Origin of the sequence: Paenibacillus nicotianae, assembly GCF_042681745.1 — a bacterium.
In the GTDB taxonomy this organism is placed as follows: Bacteria; Bacillota; Bacilli; order Paenibacillales; family Paenibacillaceae; genus Saccharibacillus; species Saccharibacillus nicotianae.
This window is the reverse complement of record NZ_JBHUGF010000010.1, coordinates 1327071-1347859: the sequence shown is the minus strand read 5'-3', so window position 1 is coordinate 1347859 and position 20789 is coordinate 1327071. Positions and strand designations below refer to the sequence as shown.

Annotated in this window: 16 protein-coding genes; 5 read left to right on the top strand and 11 right to left on the bottom strand. The window is 38.3% G+C overall.

What is annotated here, in order from left to right:
• Positions 1 to 58: 58 nt before the first annotated feature.
• The 6 genes from ACFSGI_RS10240 to ACFSGI_RS10215 all read right to left on the bottom strand — a co-directional run bounded on the left by ACFSGI_RS10240 (position 59) and on the right by ACFSGI_RS10215 (position 7348).
• Entirely contained in the window at positions 59 to 703 is a 645-nt protein-coding gene (locus tag ACFSGI_RS10240; RefSeq protein WP_273616306.1) for a pectate lyase, read from the bottom strand.
• 264 nt (positions 704 to 967) lie between these two features.
• Positions 968 to 1465 carry a metallophosphoesterase family protein gene (locus ACFSGI_RS10235; RefSeq protein WP_204824035.1) on the bottom strand — a complete coding sequence of 166 codons (498 nt, stop codon included), beginning with the start codon at positions 1463 to 1465 and terminating at the stop codon, positions 968 to 970.
• The gene (locus ACFSGI_RS10230; protein ID WP_379283127.1) at positions 1466 to 2242 is read right to left on the bottom strand and encodes a (2Fe-2S)-binding protein; all 777 of its coding nucleotides are present in this window, start codon (positions 2240 to 2242) and stop codon (positions 1466 to 1468) included.
• 161 nt (positions 2243 to 2403) lie between these two features.
• Positions 2404 to 3474, bottom strand: a complete 1071-nt coding sequence (glpX, locus tag ACFSGI_RS10225) for a class II fructose-bisphosphatase (protein ID WP_204824033.1) — start codon at positions 3472 to 3474, stop codon at positions 2404 to 2406.
• 322 nt (positions 3475 to 3796) lie between these two features.
• Positions 3797 to 5395 (bottom strand): M4 family metallopeptidase, encoded by a 1599-nt coding sequence (locus ACFSGI_RS10220; protein WP_204824032.1) that lies wholly within the window; start codon positions 5393 to 5395, stop codon positions 3797 to 3799.
• 525 nt (positions 5396 to 5920) lie between these two features.
• Positions 5921 to 7348 (bottom strand): aldehyde dehydrogenase family protein, encoded by a 1428-nt coding sequence (locus ACFSGI_RS10215; protein WP_204824981.1) that lies wholly within the window; start codon positions 7346 to 7348, stop codon positions 5921 to 5923.
• Positions 7349 to 7783: 435 nt separating this feature from the next.
• Here ACFSGI_RS10215 and ACFSGI_RS10210 point away from each other — a divergent pair, with 435 nt between their 5' ends.
• Both ACFSGI_RS10210 and ACFSGI_RS10205 read left to right on the top strand, forming a co-directional pair.
• Positions 7784 to 9487 (top strand): methyl-accepting chemotaxis protein, encoded by a 1704-nt coding sequence (locus ACFSGI_RS10210; protein WP_204824031.1) that lies wholly within the window; start codon positions 7784 to 7786, stop codon positions 9485 to 9487.
• A 26-nt stretch (positions 9488 to 9513) separates the two neighbouring features.
• Positions 9514 to 11214, top strand: coding sequence for a methyl-accepting chemotaxis protein (locus ACFSGI_RS10205; protein WP_204824030.1), 1701 nt, complete (start codon positions 9514 to 9516; stop codon positions 11212 to 11214).
• 117 nt (positions 11215 to 11331) lie between these two features.
• On the opposite strand, the gene ACFSGI_RS10200 is transcribed toward ACFSGI_RS10205, so the two are convergent.
• Positions 11332 to 12012 carry a serine/threonine protein kinase gene (locus tag ACFSGI_RS10200; protein ID WP_204824029.1) on the bottom strand — a complete coding sequence of 227 codons (681 nt, stop codon included), beginning with the start codon at positions 12010 to 12012 and terminating at the stop codon, positions 11332 to 11334.
• 236 nt (positions 12013 to 12248) lie between these two features.
• On the opposite strand from ACFSGI_RS10200, the gene ACFSGI_RS10195 reads away from it, so the two are divergent.
• Positions 12249 to 13481, top strand: coding sequence for an aminopeptidase (locus ACFSGI_RS10195; RefSeq protein WP_204824028.1), 1233 nt, complete (start codon positions 12249 to 12251; stop codon positions 13479 to 13481).
• A gap of 205 nt (positions 13482 to 13686) precedes the next feature.
• Complete coding sequence (locus tag ACFSGI_RS10190; RefSeq protein WP_204824027.1) at positions 13687 to 14274, top strand: imm11 family protein; 588 nt, start codon at positions 13687 to 13689, stop codon at positions 14272 to 14274.
• A 22-nt stretch (positions 14275 to 14296) separates the two neighbouring features.
• Here ACFSGI_RS10190 and ACFSGI_RS10185 read toward each other — a convergent pair whose 3' ends face one another.
• Positions 14297 to 15148, bottom strand: coding sequence for a hypothetical protein (locus tag ACFSGI_RS10185; protein ID WP_204824026.1), 852 nt, complete (start codon positions 15146 to 15148; stop codon positions 14297 to 14299).
• Positions 15149 to 15318: 170 nt separating this feature from the next.
• Entirely contained in the window at positions 15319 to 16461 is a 1143-nt protein-coding gene (locus ACFSGI_RS10180; RefSeq protein WP_204824025.1) for a zinc-dependent alcohol dehydrogenase, read from the bottom strand.
• A gap of 174 nt (positions 16462 to 16635) precedes the next feature.
• Between ACFSGI_RS10180 and ACFSGI_RS10175 the strand changes: the two genes are divergently transcribed.
• Positions 16636 to 17415 carry a TraR/DksA C4-type zinc finger protein gene (locus ACFSGI_RS10175; RefSeq protein WP_204824024.1) on the top strand — a complete coding sequence of 260 codons (780 nt, stop codon included), beginning with the start codon at positions 16636 to 16638 and terminating at the stop codon, positions 17413 to 17415.
• Positions 17416 to 17555: 140 nt separating this feature from the next.
• On the opposite strand, the gene ACFSGI_RS10170 is transcribed toward ACFSGI_RS10175, so the two are convergent.
• Both ACFSGI_RS10170 and ACFSGI_RS10165 read right to left on the bottom strand, forming a co-directional pair.
• On the bottom strand, positions 17556 to 18908 hold the full coding sequence (locus ACFSGI_RS10170; RefSeq protein ID WP_204824023.1) for an MATE family efflux transporter: 1353 nt from the start codon (positions 18906 to 18908) through the stop codon (positions 17556 to 17558).
• A 398-nt stretch (positions 18909 to 19306) separates the two neighbouring features.
• A complete protein-coding gene (locus ACFSGI_RS10165; protein WP_204824022.1) occupies positions 19307 to 20632 on the bottom strand; it encodes a hemolysin family protein in 1326 nt (441 codons plus the stop codon).
• Positions 20633 to 20789: the final 157 nt, after the last annotated feature.

The window sequence follows — 20789 nt, the reverse complement described above, 5'->3', positions numbered from 1 at the left end:
GGTTAGTGTTGGACAAACTTATGCGCAAATGCTTTGACGATCGAATCATTATCCATAATTAGTATTGAGTGTTACCACTTTCCGTAATGTTTTTAACACCGATAAATTTAGTGCCTACATTGTGGTAACGAGTGTTAGTCATTTTCACTGTACTTGTAGAACTATCTGTACGGAAAATAGCTTCTTTCATATCGGAAATATCGCAATTGTCGATCGTTACATTTACTTTAAATGTACTTCCACCCAATTGACGAATAAATTTACCTGCTTTGGAACCTTTAAAGTTACTTACTTTGAATGTAGAAGCCGCATTGATCTGGAACATTTTATCATCACCGTTAGTAGCCGAACCACCTTTAAGTGTCACTGTTCCACTTTCTTTGATCGTCATTGCATCTTCACCAATATCTTCCCAGACAATATTCTCCAGAGTAGCGTTCCCATAAGTATGTACGCCATCAGCCGCTGGATAACCAAGCACTACATTTTTCAATGTACCGCCATTTTCAACGCGGAAAATAGGTTTTTGACCTTCTTTTTGACTGCCATCTCCAAGAGCACTTCCTGCGATGAAACGTGCTCCTTTGCCATCATACACTTCGCCTGCTTTGACCACAATTGTAGTGTTTGTGACTCCGGCTGCTTCTACTGTCGTTGTTGGCACAGCAGTTGTCGGCACAATTGTTACAACTGATGCTAACATAGTAGCCGCTAATACCGTTGTTACCCATTTTTTCATCCAAATACCGCTCCTTTTGAATACATTTTTAAACCTGTTACTTAAAAATAGAAATATCAGGTTTAAGTTAACAATAGCATTCAGAGTATAATTTTTCCATATGAATATAACGAACCCTTTTTACTCATAAAATACAAAATATAGAAAAATCAGAAATAATAAATACCGCTTCGCACCCAAAAAAAGAGAAACCTTATCATACAAGGCTTCTCTTTTTTTTAGATATTATTATTCTTTATCAAAAAAGAAATGTTCTGCTGATATTTGATCGCCTTCGATCGTAATCTTCCCATAAGAGTATCTTGGTTCACGACGCTTGTCTGTTGGTGATCCAGGATTAAATAATAATATATCTTCCCGTATCTCAGATAAAGGCATATGAGAATGACCAAATACAATGATATCAACTGTGTCATTAGGAAAAGTATTAAAAGCTCGATCCGGCGTCGTACCTCTCCATCCATCTCCATGAACCAGACCGATACGCTTGCCAGCAACCTCTATAATTTTCTGCAATCCAAGTCGCTCTACAATATCGTCTCCATCATTGTTGCCTGCTACCGCTTCAACGGGAGCTAATTCAGATAACTTTTCATATACCCACCAATCACAGAAATCACCTGCATGTAAAATAAGGTCTACTCCTTGTAATCCATCCCATAATGTAGCAGGAAGTTCACGCTGACGACTGGATAAATGTGTATCGGATACAATGCCAATAATCAATTAGTTTCCCTCCTTACTTTGATAAGCGAGACGGCGTTCATCTCGATCGGTTTCGCTAAGCTTAGGACAAGAGAAACAATAATCTCCGTCATCCATACGATGATACAAACAACAAGCACTTTTTAACGGAATCGACTGATCCCCTTGAATACTGGTCGTATAACGAGTCGGTAGATGAAGCGGATTACGTGATAAGCCAAATGTATCTGCTTCCATTTGTGTAGTTACATAATGGTGATCTTCTCTAATATGCTCTACAATAGTTGGCGATGAAGCTTCTTCTTGCCATGCTTGAATAAAATAGTTAAACTGGCTTGGAAATTGTCGCCAGAATACCCGCGCATGAGCACCTGTAACGATCGACATCGCTTCAATCAAAGGACGAAGCGTTTGTTGATACAACTGTTTTAGATGGGTTTGACGAAATAATTCCCGTTCTACAGAAGTATCCGGTCCTTGCTCTTCTCTCCAATGCTCAATCCGAAATGCAAACTGACAATATCCATTACTTTCATACATATCCATCGTTAGATTTTCTAACTCTAGTGCAATACTTCTATTATAGAAGGAAAGATAATATTGTTCTGCCAAAGCAATACGACCTAACCACGAACAGAAAAAGGTTCCTGCTGGCTCTGTATCCGGTGCTTTCAACAAAGGAGCATAAAACTGTAAAAACTGCTTCATCCCTCCTACTGTACTCAACTCTGCAAAAGAAGCGCTATATATCGCATTCGGATGCGGTTCCATAATGAGATAAAATTTAGCTTTTAGCATATCACGATCCAAGCTAAGCTCCATACGCTCCAAACCCTTCCTCTATTAAGATTCATTATCATTTATCCTATACCAATCTTCTTGATTCTTCAAATCAGCATAAAAAAAGACAGCCCTTTTATCAAGGACTGTCTTATAACGGAGGTATAACGATAATTCAATTATGAAGAAGATTTGGCTTCCACCGGTTGCTTTTTGGTGTTTGCTATCGTTTCTACAGCAGCTAGACGGCGATCTTCAGGCTGACCGGTTGCTTGAATCTTTCTTACTTTGTGAAGCACTTCTTTGTTCGGTAAGTAATGTAGAGATTTGATATAACGGATCGTTTTGGTTTTGGCACGCATTACAATAGAATGTGTCTCTGCACGATCATCCGCTAGATAACGAACACCACCCAGGATTTCACCAGGCGTTATACCTGTTGCGGCAAAAATAACATCGTCGGTGCCGATCATATCCTGCATCGTTAGAATCTGGTACGGATTTTCGATACCCATTGCCTGACAGCGTTCAAATTCGGCTGCATTGGCTGGCATCAATCTACCTTGTAGTTCACCACCCAGGCAGGATAGTGCAGCAGCAGCCAGTACACCTTCCGGTGCGCCTCCTGATCCTAAATACAGATCAATCCCTGCTTCGGGGAAAGCAGGAGCCATAGCGCCTGCTACATCGCCATCGCTGATAAATTTGATCCGTACGCCTACTTTACGTAATGTTTTGATAATACTTTCATGACGATCACGATCCAATATCATAACAGTAATATCTGCCATATTTTTACCGAGTGCTTTGGATGCTTTACGCAAAGTCACATCGACAGGATCTTCAATACTGAGTTTGCCTACTAATGCAGGCCCTACAGCTAATTTCTCCATATACATATCAGGAGCATGCAGGAGGTTACCTTTGTCTGCTACAGCGATAACCGAAAGTGCATTATTCAACCCCTTCGCTACAATAGCTGTTCCTTCTAATGGGTCTACTGCTACATCTACTTCTGGTGAATCTGTGTTTCCCACTTTTTCTCCAATATACAACATTGGAGCTTCATCCATTTCACCCTCACCGATTACAACGGTACCATTAATCGATACAGAGTCAAACATTGCACGCATCGCTAGTGTTGCCGCTTCATCTGCGCTGTTTTTGTCACCGCGTCCCATCCAGGGAGCCGAAGCCAATGCCGCGACTTCTGTTACTCTTACAATTTCCAATGCCATCTCGCGTTCCATGTCTTCCACTCCTTTAATTGGGATTTCAAAGATAAATGTTGTTTACTAGAGCATATAATACCACTTTTTCAAACTAAAATGTTGTTTTTACTGAAAATAATCTTCTAAAACAAATTTATATGTTTGATAAATAAATATTATAAAGGTTAATATAGCATTTCACAACTCATAAACAACATATTTCTTGTATTTAGAAATTAAATCTGTGTTTTTAATTTCATTTTCTATATATAACCACATTTTTGCGAATGAAACCAAAAAAAGAAACAGCAAACAATCTCTAAGAGATTATTTGCTGCTTCTTTTTGATACTTATTGAAGATTAGTTAATACCAACAGCGCTCAAAGAGTTTTTAACAGCCGTTGTTTGAGCAGAGCTTGCACCATACAAATCTGTAGATGCTTGGATCATTGCAGAACGGTAAGCAGAGAAGTTAGAGCTAGAAGTCAAGTAGTAGTTCAAAGCACGGTATACGATTTGGATCGCTTGTGAACGACCGATACCTGTTGTGTTCACTCCACCAAATGTTCCACCTTGTGCTAACAAGTAGTATGCTTTGTTCGGAATACCACTGTTTGTGTGTACGCCACCGTTATCATCAGATGTATTTACATAAGCAGACATTGTAGCTGGTTGTCCACCTTTAGCAGGGTTGTCCATATAACGAAGAGCATCACCAGAAGTACCTGGAGTATAGATCGCATCACCGATCAACCAGTTTTTACCTTCGATTGTGTTACCGAACATATCAGAGATTGCTTCGTTCAATGCACCGGATTGACCATAGTATTCAAGGTTAGCTGTATACTCGGTTACACCGTGAGTCAATTCATGACCTACAACATCCAAGTCACCAGACAATGGAACGAATGTAGAACCGTCACCATCTCCATATACCATTTGCGTTCCGTTCCAGAATGCATTGTTGTATCTAGTAGAGTAATGAACAGTAGATTTAAGAGCTAGACCATTACCATCAATACTGTTACGTCCAAAGTTGGATTTGTAGAAATCGTATACTTTTTCTGCGTAAGTATGAGCATCTACAGCAGCAGGATCATTAAAGGTACTGCTTGTGCTGGATACTGTTGTTCCTGGCAAGGAAGTACGGTTAGCCGCCGTATATGTTTGTACACCTTTTCCACGAGTGCTATCGATCAACAAGTTGCTAGAACCAGATACGGTTGTTGTGAACGACTTCGTATCGCCCAATACGCCTTTACCTGTTCCTGTAGCATGCTCGATCAAGTCATATTGGAACAAGATTGAACCGTCTTTTGCATCGATAAAGTAACGTGTACGAAGTGGTTCAGGAGTAAGTACATTTACTTCAGTTACATAAGCTAAGCTAGCTTTATCTTCTGGAGCATATACATACAATTTAGCAGTTGGTGCTTTTTGAGGCTCACCTAATGAACCAATTTTAGAAGCTGCATCTTTTTCAGCAATTTTGATTGCTTCAGAAGCGCTAATTTTTGGAGTTACTGCTGCTTTTGCATCTTTTGCATCGCTTAATTTACCGTAGACATCTTCAACTACGCTACCCAAGTACAAAGATACATTTCCTGTTTTGTCAAAGTGCAACGTTTGTTCTGCACCGTATACTGGAACACCTTCGTAAATTTGGTTGATACGATAATGCTCTGTACCTGTAGAGGAATCTGCTTGACGTTTAGTAATATCAAAAACTTGTTGTGCAGTTGCTTGTTGATCTCCGGCAATTGTACGTTTTTGTCTGTCCAAGAATTTCCATACTTTTGCATCGCCCGACAATCCGCTTGTTACCAAAGTAGATTGTGTAATCACTTGTGGAGTGTAATCTCCTAGTGGTGTTACTTCATTAGCAGAAGCAGCAAAAGCTGGAGCCTGAGCACCAATCAACAAACTACCGGCAAGTATAAATCCAAACGTCTTTTTCAAAGTATTCTCCCCTGTTCACTTGGTTTTTTGGTATAGCATGCTAACAATTCTTCTTGCTTTTTCTTCTAAGTACATGTGAGCCTTTGCCAAAATTCAATAATAGTATTCGTATAGAACACTTAGGCGCCAGCTACAAACTGCGGGCAACATCTACAACAACAATCAGTAACCGGTACCCCTCCTTTTGGACGCTCATATTTTACCAAAAAAATCATATTGTGGATTTCCTCTTGCGTCTGAAAGGAATCGTATCACGATTCCTAAAAAAAATAAATACCTTTTTAGATAAAAATATGGAAAAAGTTAAAAATACCCTTTTTATCTGACATCTGTTGTACACTTTAGTATCATTTAGATAAAACTACCTCGATTTTCGCACGTAAAAAAGACTTAATTCTACTTTTCAGCAGTAATTAAGTCTCATTTAAATTCAGATTCATAAAAAGTAAAAAAAGGTTATAAGAATCAGGGCGCAAATGACTCACATTTTAGCGATTTTACTGGAAATTATTTTGCTCTAATGACTTATTTTTTAAAAACGACTAATTTGGTTTCTAACATTTCTTCCAAAGCATACTTAATGCCTTCGCGTCCTATTCCGCTTTGTTTTACACCGCCATATGGCATATGATCTACGCGGAATGACGGAATATCATTCACAATAACTCCGCCTACTTCTAATTTCTCAGCCGCTTGAAATGCTGTCTGGAGTTGTTGCGTGTAGATTCCTGCTTGCAATCCATAGTTAGAGCGATTGACTTCACGAATCCCTTCTTCCATATCTGCGACCGGATTGATCATAACAATCGGAGCGAATACTTCCTGACAAGCTACACGTACTTCGGGATTCACACGCAATAAGACAGTAGGTAAAAGAAGGTCTTCTTCTATTGTACCTCCATAAGCAATCTCTGCTCCTTGTGATACTGCTTCTTCTATCCATTCTATAGCTCTTGTCTGTTCTTTAGGTGCTATCATAGCCGATACATCAGTCTCTTCATTCATCGGATCACCTAACTTTAATTGACGGGTCGCTTTTACAAATTGAGTTACAAATTCATCAAAGATCTCTTGATGTACATAAATACGCTGAATAGAAATACAGACTTGCCCTTGATTGCCAAATGCACCGGAGACCGCTCGTTCAATCATAGCCGGAATATCAGTATCGCGATCAATAATCAATCCTGAGTTAGAACCTAGCTCCAAAGTGACCTTTTTCAAACCTGCTTTGGATCGGATAGAGATTCCGACCGGCGGACTGCCTGTAAATGACAATGCTTTGACACGATCATCTGTTACGATCGCATCGCCTACGACTTTACCATCTCCTGTTACTACATTTAGCGCTCCCGCAGGTAAGCCAGCTTCTTGTAATAATTCTGCTAATAAAAAAGAAGATAACGGTGTCTGCTCTGCTGGCTTCAAAACCACTGTATTTCCGGCAGCAAGAGCTGGCCCTACTTTATGAGCAACCAGATTCATCGGGAAGTTAAAAGGAGTGATCGCTCCTACAACACCTAAAGGTTCTTTGACCGTATACGCAATTCTTCCTTCTCCACTTACAGAAGCATCGAGCGGAATCGTTTCTCCATGAATCCGTTTTGCTTCTTCGGCAGCAAATTTATACGTTTCTACTGTACGTCCTATTTCAGTTCGAGCAGCTTGTAGTGGCTTAGCACCTTCAAGTGCTATCAATTGTGCTGCTTCTTCTGCTCTTTGTTCTAATAATCGCGCTAGATTTTCCAAAATAGAGGAGCGTTGATGTGCTGGCATGGCACGCATCGTTTCTCTAGCTTTATAAGCAGCAGCAATTGCCTGCTTAGTTTCTTCTACTGTAGCCTCAGCCACTTCAGCAATAAGAGAACGGTTATATGGAGAATATAAAGGTGTATAAGACTGAGCCGTAACCCACTCCCCGTTAATATATAAATGTTTTTTATCCACAATAATCTTCCTTTCCTTATTCAAAATAAAGCTTCACTAGAAATGAACGCTCCTACTCAATACCCTTTTTGACAACAAAGTATGTTTGTTTATTTCATTTTTAGTAAAATAGGGTCTTTTATACTAATTAAATTACGACTATATTCGACAAAAATATTTACCAATTTATTTTCCAGATAACTATACATTTTTTTAAAATTTTGCCGAAATATAATTTGTTATAACAATAAAGTAGTTGTAAAAAGCATTTTTTTAGAGATTTATAAGGGATTTCTTGTATACCACTTTAATATTAAAGATTTCTTAAAAATACATTAAAATACATTTAATGAAAAAATATTTAAAAAACTATCGACATATTCGACAAAATGTGAGATATTTACATTACTTAAAAACCAAGACTTATTAACTACTAATTATTGATGAGATGAGATGACACAGATGAAGCATTTAAAAGTACAAACCAAAATTATAAGCTTAACGTTAATCAGTGCGTTGTTCATGATTATTGTTGGATTTGCAGGTTACAAAACAACAGATTTGATGTCTACCGAGTCAAATGAAATGTACAACCAGAATGTCAGAGCAATTAGTGATGTAAGTCAGATTATTATTGATAATCGAACAATTGAAGCCGCATTACTTGAATTTATTATTACGACAGATACTGAACGTAATACCGCATTAGACTCTTCTATCAAAGAACGTTTGACTCAAAATCAAACTTTATATACAGATATGAGCACGATCACTCTTACTCCAGAAGCAACCAAGCTTTACGATACTTACAGCAAGTCGCTAGCAGATTATACTTCCAAAATTGAAGAAGTACTTCAAAACGCATCGCAAAATAACAATACGGAAGCTTACCGTATTTTCCAAAGTGATGTCGAACCGTTACGCGTTAGTATGAATAATACAACGAAAGAATTAAATGCTCTCCTCAAAACAGAAGCACAAAATAATAACGAACAAGCTATACATCTAGCTTCTGTCGCTAAAATGATATTGATTATTGTTTTTATTGCCGGCGCTCTAATTTCTACTCTTGTCGGTGTTTGGATTAGTCGTATGATCAGTCGCCCTCTCAAACAGTTGGAACAATTAATGGGTAGTGCTGGTGAAGGTGATCTTACAGTTAATGGATCATATCAATCTCGTGATGAAATTGGACAGGTTACTACTTCATTTAATGCCATGATGACCAATGTCAGAGATATTATTCGCAAAGTGGATGAAAGTGCAATGACATTATCTGCTTCTTCAGAGGAATTAACTGCAAGTGCGGATCAGACTGCACAGGCAGCAGAACATATTGCAGTTGCTACTAATGAAATGTCTACAGGAATTGAATCTCAAGTAGAATCAGTTAACCAAGTTAATCAATCGATCGGGTTGATGTATGAACGTATGGGTCATGTAGCAGCTATCAGTAATGAAGTCAACCAAATGACAGAACAAATGAATGCTGATGCAAAAAATGGATTAAGCGAAGTTACCGAGATTACACAGTTGATTCAAGGTATCGCTCAAGATATGCAAGATAATCTAGCTGTTATGACGAATTTAAACGATAAATCAAATCAAATCAGTATTGCTTCGTCAGCGATCCAACAGATTGCACAACAGACTAATTTGCTTGCTCTTAATGCATCAATTGAAGCGGCTCGTGCAGGCGATGCTGGTAGAGGATTTGCTGTAGTTGCCGAGGAGATTCGTAAGCTTGCATCCAGCACAGCAGATTCATCTACATTGATCTCAAATATGGTTCAGTCGATTCAACACGATAGTAATATGGCAGTTGAACAGGTTCACAAATCGTCAGATAGTATCCAGAGTACAGTTGCTAGTAGTACTCGTGTAAATACAGCATTTGAAGCGATTCAACATTCGGTTAGCAATACTACAGAGAAAATTATTCGTACAGGCTCTTTAATTCAAGAAGTTGCCAAACAATCCGAGACGATTGCGGAAGCTATGGGACATGTAAGTGCAATCTCAGAAGAAAGTTCCGCAGGGATTCAACAGACAGGTGCTGCGAGTGAAGAGCAATTGTCTACGATGGAAGAAGTCTCCAGTGCTGCACGTTATTTAGCTGATTTAGCTGAGAACTTACAGACTACCCTTTCCCGCTTCAAAATATAATATATATTCAGTCAGGAGAAAATAGCATGAGAAATTGGAAAGTTAGAACTAAAATCGTTACTCTGATTATAGTAAATCTATTAGTTTTAGTGATGTTAAGCGCTACCGGAACATTAATGACAAATAAAATGTCCAAAGTCGCGTCAAATATGTACGAAGTCAATATGCGTTCTCTTACAATTATGGATCAAATTATTATGAACTACGGTGACAATGCAGCCAATATTCTTGAGTTAATGCAGACTACTGATCCAACAGCTAACAAAAGTTTGGTGAATCAAATTAACGTCATTACCGCAAGCAATAAAGAACAATTTGAATTGATGGGACAAATGGCGTTAAGCCCTTCTAATCAAAAATTAGCGGCTGAACTGGTTCCATTAGCAACAGCTTTTTCAGAACAACGTGATAAAATTACAGCATTGGCAGCAGCTAACCAGAATCAACAAGCTTTTCAAGCTTATGCGAATCTAAATAGTCAACGTACTCAATTAAACGAAGTGCTAAATGCAATGCGCAAAAATCTTATTGATGAAGCAGGTAATGCTAAAGTAGCTGCGGATCAACAATATACTCAATCGCAATGGATTACAGGTGTTCTATTTGTTATCGGATTGATTATCTCTCTATTACTAGGTGGTTGGATTGTACGCTTGATTGTACGTCCTCTCAATAATGTAAAACAATTAATGACGAATGCTTCGGACGGTGATCTTACTGTTCATTCCGACTATGCCTCTAAAGACGAGATTGGTCAATTGTCTGCTGGATTCAACACTATGATATCCAGTATTCGTGAAATCACGAAAAAAGTAGATGAAAGTGCAATGACTCTATCTGCTTCATCTGAACAATTAACAGCTAGTGCTGAACAAACAGCCAAAGCTTCTTCTCATATTGCTACTTCTTCTGGCGAATTATCAACTGGATTTGAATCTCAAGTCGAGACAGTTAACCAGGTAACTAATGCAACTAATGAAATGACCGATAAAATGAAGCAATTACAAACAAGCAATAAAAATGTTCAAATGCTTACCAATCATATGGAAGAAACAGCCGGTAACGGTATCAATGAAGTACAAGAAATTACGCATTTGATCAATAACCTGGCAAGCAATATTCAAGATAACTTGAACGTACTGACCAGTTTGAACCAAAAATCAGATGAGATTGGCCTGGCTTCACAAGCGATTCAACAAATTGCCAAACAAACCAACTTACTTGCTTTGAATGCTTCAATTGAAGCGGCTCGTGCAGGTGAATCAGGACGCGGATTTGCAGTTGTTGCTGACGAGATTCGCAAACTTGCAGAAGGTGCTGCGCAATCATCTACACAAATTACAGCTTTGATCTCAGACGTTCAATCCGAAAGTCAAAAAGCGGTAGAACAAGTTCACACTTCAGTAAGTAATGTACAAGCTGGAGTTCAAAGTAGTGAACGCGTGAATGTAGCATTTGAAGCGATTCGTCAAGCTGTTGCGGATACGGTAGAACAAATCGGTGGCACACGCTTGATGGTTGGATCTATCACTGTACAATCTCAACAAATCTCTGAAGCTATGGAACATTTAAGTGCTCTTTCTGAACAAGGTTCTGCGGGTATTCAAGAAATGAACGCTGCAAGTGAAGAACAATTATCAACTATGGAAGAAGTATCTGAATCTGCTCGTTACCTCTCTTCACTTGCTGAAGATTTACAACAACTATTAGCTGGATTCAAACTTTAATTAGTTATTTGCTTAATCTACACTTTCATTTTCTTTTTAACTGTCTGCTTTATTATAAAAAAGGAAGCTTTCTACAAGATAATGTAGAGAACTTCCTTTCTTTTTTTACTTCGTATTTTATTTCATATATTTAGAGAACAGTTCGCCTGCTCTTTTTGCAAATTCTTCAAGATCGATATTCGTTTTACCCAGACGAGAATACCAATTTTTGACCGTATCTAATACCCATGAAGGAATACTTTTGCCTGATATCCGACTATAAAACTGATAATATGCCCATACGAGATGATCCCAGCGCTTATCATCGCCTTTTTGGATATATTCCGATACATCAATTACTTTAGCACGTCCATTTTGCACAATCACATTTTTCAAATGAATATCCCGCGGATTCAGACCGATGCTACGTACATATTCTCTAGCAGCTTCTACATCTAAAATAACTTGCTCGGGAACTTCAATGCCTTGTAACAAACAATCTTGTAGTGTCGGCCCTTCTTCATAACTCATTACAAGATAATTTGTTCCCCGACCATAACAGATTGGGAAATAAGGAGAACCTGCTAATCGTTCATATACAAACACTTCAGATTGAATTTTGTCACTTGCTTCCGGTGTGAATAGCTTAAATGCATATTCAGGAACTTGATCATACGTGAATACAGCCGCATCTGTTCCTATCCCTATACATCTTGCTCCATCTGCATAACCGGATATTACTACAGGATCATTATCATCACTACCACTGACACCTATGCGGCGTAATGCTTCTTCTGCTACTCTCCAATCGGATACCATCCAGATTGCCCCTCTCTTACCTCACATCAACCGATAACGGATTCGTAATAAATATATCAATTTATACAGTATTCTAGACCATTTTTTTAAAGAAACCAAATTTTATTTTTACATATGGAAATTTATACATTTATACATTTTGTTTTCTTTGTGAATAGATTCCTGTAAAATAGATAAGACGGATCATAAAATGATTCTTTGACACATCTTTGTATTTGAAATGGAGGAATTTATCAATGTCAGATTTTCAGAGCAAATTAGAACAGTACGCCGAACTTGCGGTGCGTGTCGGTGTTAATATACAGCCAGGTCAGCGTTTAGTCATTAATGCTTCGATTGATGCTGTTGAATTTGTACGTATCGTCACCAAAAAAGCTTATGAAGCTGGTGCTGTTCTTGTTAAAGTCAATTGGAGTGACGATCAAGTCGCACGTATGCGCTATGATATGGCTCCAGATGAATCATTTGAAATTGGTCCAAAATGGTATGCTGCTGAAATGGAAGAACTTGCAGTCGATGGCGGAGCCATCTTGCATGTCGTTTCTGATGATCCTGATTTATTAAAAGGAGTAAATCCAGAACGCATTTCTACGTATCAAATGACTGCCAATAAAGCACTCGCTAAATATCGCGAATATGTACAATCCGAAAAATTAAGCTGGTCAATTGTGGCTGTGCCTTCAGAAGCTTGGGCTGCTAAAGTGTTCCCTGATGTAGCTAAAGAAGAACAAGTCTCTGCTATGTGGGATGCAATCCTCAAAGCAGTACGTGTAGGTAATGGCGATGCGATCGAAGCATGGGAAAAACATGTTGAATTATTAAATACCAAATCTAAATATCTTAACGATAAAGCATACAAACAATTACATTATGTTGCACCTGGAACAGACTTAACGATTGGACTTCCTGAGGGTCACTTATGGGCAGCAGCAGAAAGTACAAGCGAACGCGGATTTACATTTATGGCAAATATGCCGACAGAAGAAGTATTTACAGCACCACTAAAAAGTGATGTTAATGGCTATGTTAGTAGCACCAAGCCATTAAGTTATGGTGGTAACATTATCGACAACTTCAAATTAACATTCAAAGACGGTCGTATTGTCGGCGTAGAAGCTGAACAAGGACAAGATACATTAGAGCGTCTGGTGAGTATGGATGAAGGTTCTCATTATCTTGGTGAAGTTGCATTAGTGCCTCACAAATCACCTATTTCTCAATCCAATATTTTATATTACAATACATTGTTTGATGAGAATGCTTCAAATCACCTTGCGATCGGTAGTGCATACGCATTTAACTTGATTGGTGGTAAAGAATTATCTCGTGAAGAATTGAACGAACGCGGACTTAACAACAGTCTTACTCACGTCGACTTTATGATCGGTTCTGGTGAAATGGATATCTATGGAATCACTAAAGACGGCGAAAAAGAACCTGTATTCCGTCAAGGTGAATGGGCATTTTAAGCGTATTTCTTTGATACTCTATGCAATCATATAGTAATAAATATAGTAAAGATAAAAAACCTGTCATTTGCGATATGACAGGTTTTTTATTATGATTATTTGAGTTCATGGATAGGTAGCAATAGATATTTATACATATACAAGAATGTTATAGATTACATCAGACAGAATATAGATGATCTGTCGAAAGGAATGAATAGCAGCTATGCAATACTATGTTTTGGAATACCAATATCCGGGCAAAGGATTTATTTCAGGTGGGGCTACCTTTGTGCCTGCTCTGAGTGATTATTATGATCCCAATCACACAGAATTATCACCTTTTACTAATGTTAAAGTAACGCTAGATTCTAGAGTAAGAAAATTGGACGTTGATTTTTTCTATACAGGTAATCGAGCTACTGTCGTATCTGATACATTCAAGCAACTGCTAGAACAATCGAACGTTGTCGCACAATTTATCCCTGCACAGATCTATTATCATAATCATACGTCTGTACCGGAAATATACTGGATCGCTCATGCATTACAGTCTCTCGATTGTGTCGATTATGAACAATCTCACTATGCTGGCAAAGCGATGGTTCTACGCTCTATCGATCAACCGTCACGCCGAATAGCTAAAGGGTTTGAACAGATTATACTAGATGAATCGAGCATCGAAGGAAATGAATTTTTCACACTGGATTATACGTATATTTCTAATCCGATTATTTCAGAGAGATTATATCAGGAGATCAAAAAGCATAAATTAAAGATTCATACAACACCGATCGAGCAGTTTAGACCATAGCATTTTAATCTTATTGATCTTTTTAATTGTTCATGCGGCTCATTCGTCGTCCACATACCAGTGCAAGCATCCGTACATCGTGCATTAATGCGGCATATTCTTCAGAGGATAAAGCTTGAGTATTTATAGAGCGAGTATTTGTATAATCCTCTGTAATATTAGACTTTAGTTCTAAAAATAATCCATCTGCTCCTGCCGCGACACAGGCTTTGGTAATAGAGCTAAGTGTATTTCCATTGGATATACAATGAACTGGATAAGCAATAACAGGTAGATGCGTCAATTGGCGTAATTCTGGAATGGCTGCAATATCGAGCGAGTTATAATGTATATTTTCAAAAGGACAAATACTGCCTTCGCATAAAATAATATTAGGATTACCATGAGATAATAGGTATTCAGCCGCTCCTAACAAATCTTCATATGAATCTTGATGACTACGCTTCAAAACAATCGGACGCTTCACGCTACTCAATCGGCGTAATAACAATTGATTACGTAGTAAACGAATATCGATAGCAATCAGATCAGCATATTCTTCACATATTTTCAATTGTTCATGAGCGGTTACTTCTAACATAGTCAGTAGTCCATATTGATTGGCTACGCGTTGTAATGTGCTCATTTTACGAAAAGGAATCCCTTCATTCTGTTCTTTCCAATGACCGGCGATAATCTGCGCTCCTGAGCGACTGATTGCAGCGGCATCTTGTTCCATTTCTATTCTTGATTCTGCTTCTGTAGATACAATAGCGACAAAGCGTCCACCGCCGAATTGTACTTCTCCTATTCGAATAATACTGTCTTGTTGTTCAGGCTTGCGCAAAGATAATGTATAAAACGCATGGTGAAATGCGGGAAGAGATATATTCATTTCAACGCTTCCTTTCTAATTGAAAATGATTATCATTATCAAATTATAAGTTGAATATTTCGCTTTTGCAAGATCACAACACAAAAAAAGTGTAGACTCCATAAGGAATCCACACTTTTTATATTAAATGAGATACAGGTATTAATTACTATTCTACGAAAGATAGCCTATTATGGCTTCAATACAACTTTGATACAGTTCTCTTCTTTGCTATCAAATACATGGTAACCATGCTCTGCTTCATCCAAAGAAAGACGATGAGTAATAATATCAGCGGCACTGAACTGTCCTGTTTGAATTTGTTTGAACAACTCTGGCATATAGTGAACAACAGGCGCTTGACCCATTTTCAACTGAATATTACGTTCAAATAAATGACCTAAAGGGAATTGATTGTAGTTCAATCCATATACTCCTGTTAACTGAATCGTACCAAATTTGCGTACTACATTACTAGCTAATTGGAAAGCACCCAGTGAACCGCCTTGAATTTTCAAAGCTGTTTCGACTTTCTCGATAGTTGATTTCTCTGCATCTAGACCGACACAGTCAATAACCACGTCTGCTCCACCACTGGTGAGTTCAATCAGATATTGATCTGCATCGCCTACATCTTTGAAATTTACTGTCTCTACATTATTGGTACGCTTCGCATGAGCTAGACGGTAATCGATATGATCGACAGCGATAACGCGTTTTGCTCCTTTTTGCCAAGCAAATTTTTGCGTGATTAATCCGATAGGGCCACAACCAAGTACGATAACGGTATCGCCTTTTTTCACGCCAGCGCTTTCAACACTCCAGTAGGCTGTTGGGATAACATCAGACAAAAATAGTACATCTTCATCTGGAACTTCCAAGCTTTCTGGAATAACGAATGGTAAAAAGTTACCATAAGGTACACGTAAGTATTCGGCTTGTCCGCCTGCAAATCCACCGTAAGTATTAGAATAACCAAACATTGCGCCTGTATCTTTTTCAGGATTTTCATTCGCATTATCGCATTGGCTTTCCATTTCATTTTTACAGAAGAAACATTCACCACAAGATACGTTAAAAGGAATAATAACGCGGTCGCCTTTTTTCACTTTCGTTACTTCTGGGCCGACTTCCTCTACGATTCCCATCGGTTCGTGTCCAATTACATAATCTCCGTCCATTCCTGGGATATTGCCATTAAATATATGCAAATCAGATCCACAGATGGCTGTAGATGTAATGCGGATTAGAACATCATCTTGTTTTTGTAACTTTGCATCTTCTACCTCTTTGACTTTCACTTTACGTTTACCTTGATATGTTAGTGCTTTCACATTAATTCTCCCCTTTCAAAACTATAGTGGTTGTTATGTTGTATTAACCAAACATTTCCTTTTCCTAACAAACGATTGATTATTGGGATAGTAGGGTAAATGGAGAATAGATTGCATCATTCTACAAACATCTTATAAATTTACGATAACTCGTCTTGAGAGGGGAAACACACGATGAAACACTTACAATCTTCACAAATTGAGGAACTAAAAAATAGCTTATTGGAAAATAAAGAAGCATTAGAGCGTCATTTTAATATGGAAAATGATACGGCTGATGGTCAGACTGAATCTGAACTTGATTCGACAGGAGAACTTTCTTCTGTTGATAACCACCCTGGTGATCTTGGTACAGAAACGTATGAACGTGAACGTGATATGGCAATCGATGATAATATGGATGATACGCTAGATCAAATCAATGCTGCACTACAACGTATCGAAGATGGTACGTATGGAATCAGTGAGATCAGTGGAAAAGAAATTCCTTTTGAACGTCTACAAGCACTTCCTTATACCACTATGTTAGTTGGCGAAAGTGCTGAAGAAGGCGGCGGTGTCAATGATTATCGCCCGATAGAAGAAGATTTGATTACTCCTGCTGCTAAAGGTGCTGGCGAAAATCGTCAAAATCATACTGGTAAATTCGATGATGCTGGCGCATGGCAAGCTGTAGAAGAATATGGTGTAGCTGATTCACCTGCTATGTCTACACAGCGTGATGTCGAAAGCTATAATGAACTTGCTGAAGGTGGCGAAAATAAAGATAACGGTACAGTAGAAGATATTGAGAAATTCGCTGGTAACGATATCGAAGGTGGTCAACGTCATGTACAGCGCGGCGAAGATCTGGATCGTTATGTAGCTGATAATGAAGGCGATACCGAATTACAGGTAACCGAAGATGACGAAGAAATCGATGCTGAAAGCGAAGATGCAGATCGTCGTCGCTAAGATATATTTAGCCGATAACAATATAAATACTGTATATAGCAAAAACCCTCTTATCTTTGTGGTAAGAGGGCTTTTATTGTTTATTTTCTGATCCATAGTGCTTTCTATCCTATATAAAGAGATAGCGAATTAGATTTTGGTTATGCTGCTATACTTTCCAAATCAGGTTGTAATTTATTGCGCAACATATAGAGCATTATAGCCCCTACCAGAAATGCAACAACATCCGAGATCACAAGTGACCATACCACCCCATGAAAACCATTCATTTGATTAGCGATATACAATACAGGAATTAACGTAATTCCTTGAATAATAGACATGATAAATGCCGCTGTTCCTTGTGCGGTTGCTTGGAAAATACCTGTAAACAAAACGGTGATTCCTGTAATAAATAAGGATAAAAACGTTACATGCAGAATATAGCTACCCATTTCAATTAATTGCGGATCGTTGGTGAATAGACCTATTAAATGATCTGAAATAAAATAGACAATTATTCCGAATATCGTAGCTAATATTACAATCGCTTTGATCGTAAATGTGATCGTCTGCTTCATCCGTTCTTTATTGGCTACAAAATTAAAAGCAATCATCGGTACTACACCTTCGCATAATCCCATTAAGATACATTCAGGAAATTGCAATAAACGTGATGAAATCCCAAATCCAGCTACTGCTTGTTCCCCATACTCAATCAGAAAACGATTAAAAATCAGCGACATCGCTCCCAGAAAAAGGCTCATAATAAAAACAGGAACGCCTATTTTGAATACATTACTTACAATTTCTTTTGTTACTTTAAAAGCTCTGATAGAGATGGTCAAAAATTGACTTTTGTACCCGATATGAAAAGCATAATACGCACTGGCTACTAGATTGGAAATCACTGTAGCAGAAGCGACCCCGATGACTCCCCAGTGAAAAACAAAAATAACGAAGATATCAAGAATAATATTAACAATTACACTCAAAATCATACCGATCATTGACGTATTGGCTGCACCTTCTGAACGAACAATATTTTCTAACATAAAAAATAATAAAATAAATGGCGAACCCGCCAGCATAATCATCACATAGTCTCTGGTAAAAGCAAACGATTCTGAATTAGCTCCTAAAAATTGCACGATTGGATCAAGCAAAGGAAGCCCGATCGCTACAACAATCAACCCCAGAATCAGACTACTATAAAAAGCAAACGAAGATACATGTTTAACATCATCATATCTTTTTTCTCCTAGCAATCGAGAAATAAATGCTCCACTCCCTATCCCTATCAAATTGCCTAGCGCCATAATCACTGAAAATAATGGCAATGTTAAAGCAAGTGCAGTTAGCATCGCCGTATTATTCAGCGTACCAATAAAATACGCATTCAAAATCGAATACACAACACTCATCGACATTCCTAACATCATCGGTACCGCAAAATGTGTAACCGATTTGGCAATTGGCGCTTCTTCAAAGTAATACAGATTTTTAGCATCCATAGTTATCACTACTTTCTTTTATTCTTTATTGGTCAATACACTATTAGCTACAACATTATGCCTATCTCAATAGTTAGCAAAAACAATATAGATCATTGAACGTTTTTTATCTAACATCGTTAGATTATATCTTACAGTGTTAGATGATATCACCTATATCGGCTTCTGTAAAGAAAAATCGTACACTGTTAGATAAAAATAAAAAACAGGAATACGAAACGTTAACTATCTGTTTCGTATCCCTGTTTTCGACTTCTTTATTGAAATGATCGTATATTTAGTTCTTGGTTCAGCCTTATCATTTTCTACTATTATCTCGTGTATTATCAGCAAAAAAGCAAACCACTCCTATACAGAAGTGGTTTGCTTTTTTATTTGTGACGATATTCAGATGATGTTCAGGCTCCTGCCTGATTATGAGTTGTTGCGAATTGCGTAATTACTAATTTCACCCTTGAAATACGCTTCTGTTCCGTCTCTTCGATCACAAACAGATGTCCTTCATGTGCCACACTTTGCCCGGTTTGCGGAGGTAAAGACTCCACTCGGGAATACAGCCAACCACCAATGGTATCGTATTCTGTCGAATCCAAATCCAATGAGAACCGTGTATTGATCTCCTCAATTAACATCATGCCATCAATCGAGTATGTCATATCATCTATAGGTTCTACAGCCGGACGTTCATGGTCAAATTCATCTTGAATTTCGCCGACGATTTCTTCCATAATGTCTTCAAGAGTTACTAGACCTGCTGTACCGCCATATTCATCAATCAAAATCGCAATCTGTGTTTTGCCACGTTGCATTAGCTTCATCAGTTCACTAATTTTGATTGATTCAGGTACAGCTATAATGGGACGGATCAATTTGGCTGAATCTACACTTTGATAACGCATCAAATCTTTAATATGCACAAATCCGACAATATGATCTTTGTCGCCATCGCATACCGGATAACGAGTACGCATTCCTTCAAAAGCCAGCTCCAAATTTTCTTCTTTGGAACCATGTAGACTCAGACAGATCATTTCTGTACGTGGGATCATGATCTCATGGGCGGTTGTATCAGCAAATTCGAATATATTATCAACCAGCGCCAGTTCGGTATTATCGATCAGTCCGCTCTTGTTGCTTTCCTTCATAAGTATACGTATTTCCTCTTCTGTGTGAGCAGAATCTTCTTCAGAGACCGGAGCAATGCCAAACATTTTGAGTAAAGCGTTCGCCATGCCGTTCAACACCCAGATAAAGGGATACATGATTTTATGGAATAATAGCATCGGTGCTGCTGTCCATAAGCTCACGACTTCCGCTTTGCGAATCGCCAGAGACTTCGGAGCAAGCTCTCCAAGTACAATATGCAATATCGTAATCACTACAAAAGCAATCACAATAGAAACAGTGTGTACAGCTACATCATTATTCCAGCCAAATGCCGCAAATACAGGTCTGATCAGGTCAGCAATCGCCGGTTCACCAATCCACCCCAATCCAAGCGATGCTAATGTTATCCCTAACTGACAAGCAGAAAGGTAAGCATCCAGATTGTTTACGATCGTTTGCGCAAAGCGCGCTCTTTTACTACCACCATCGACTAATGTTTCTAATCGACTACTACGAATTTTAACCATTGCGAATTCAGCCGATACAAAAAATCCATTGAGCATCACCAGAAATGCCACCAAAACTAAATTAAGTAAACTGGGTAAGGGGTCAGTCAAGTGTATATCCCGTACTGTCCAATTGATAGACAGCTACGGGTTCACCTCCTTCGTATATTTGTTTTTTGAATTTGCCGCCACATCACATGCACCGTCATTTTCCCAAGTGTCCTCACTCCCTTCTTTTAGTTATGTATGATTATACATGTTCCTTACT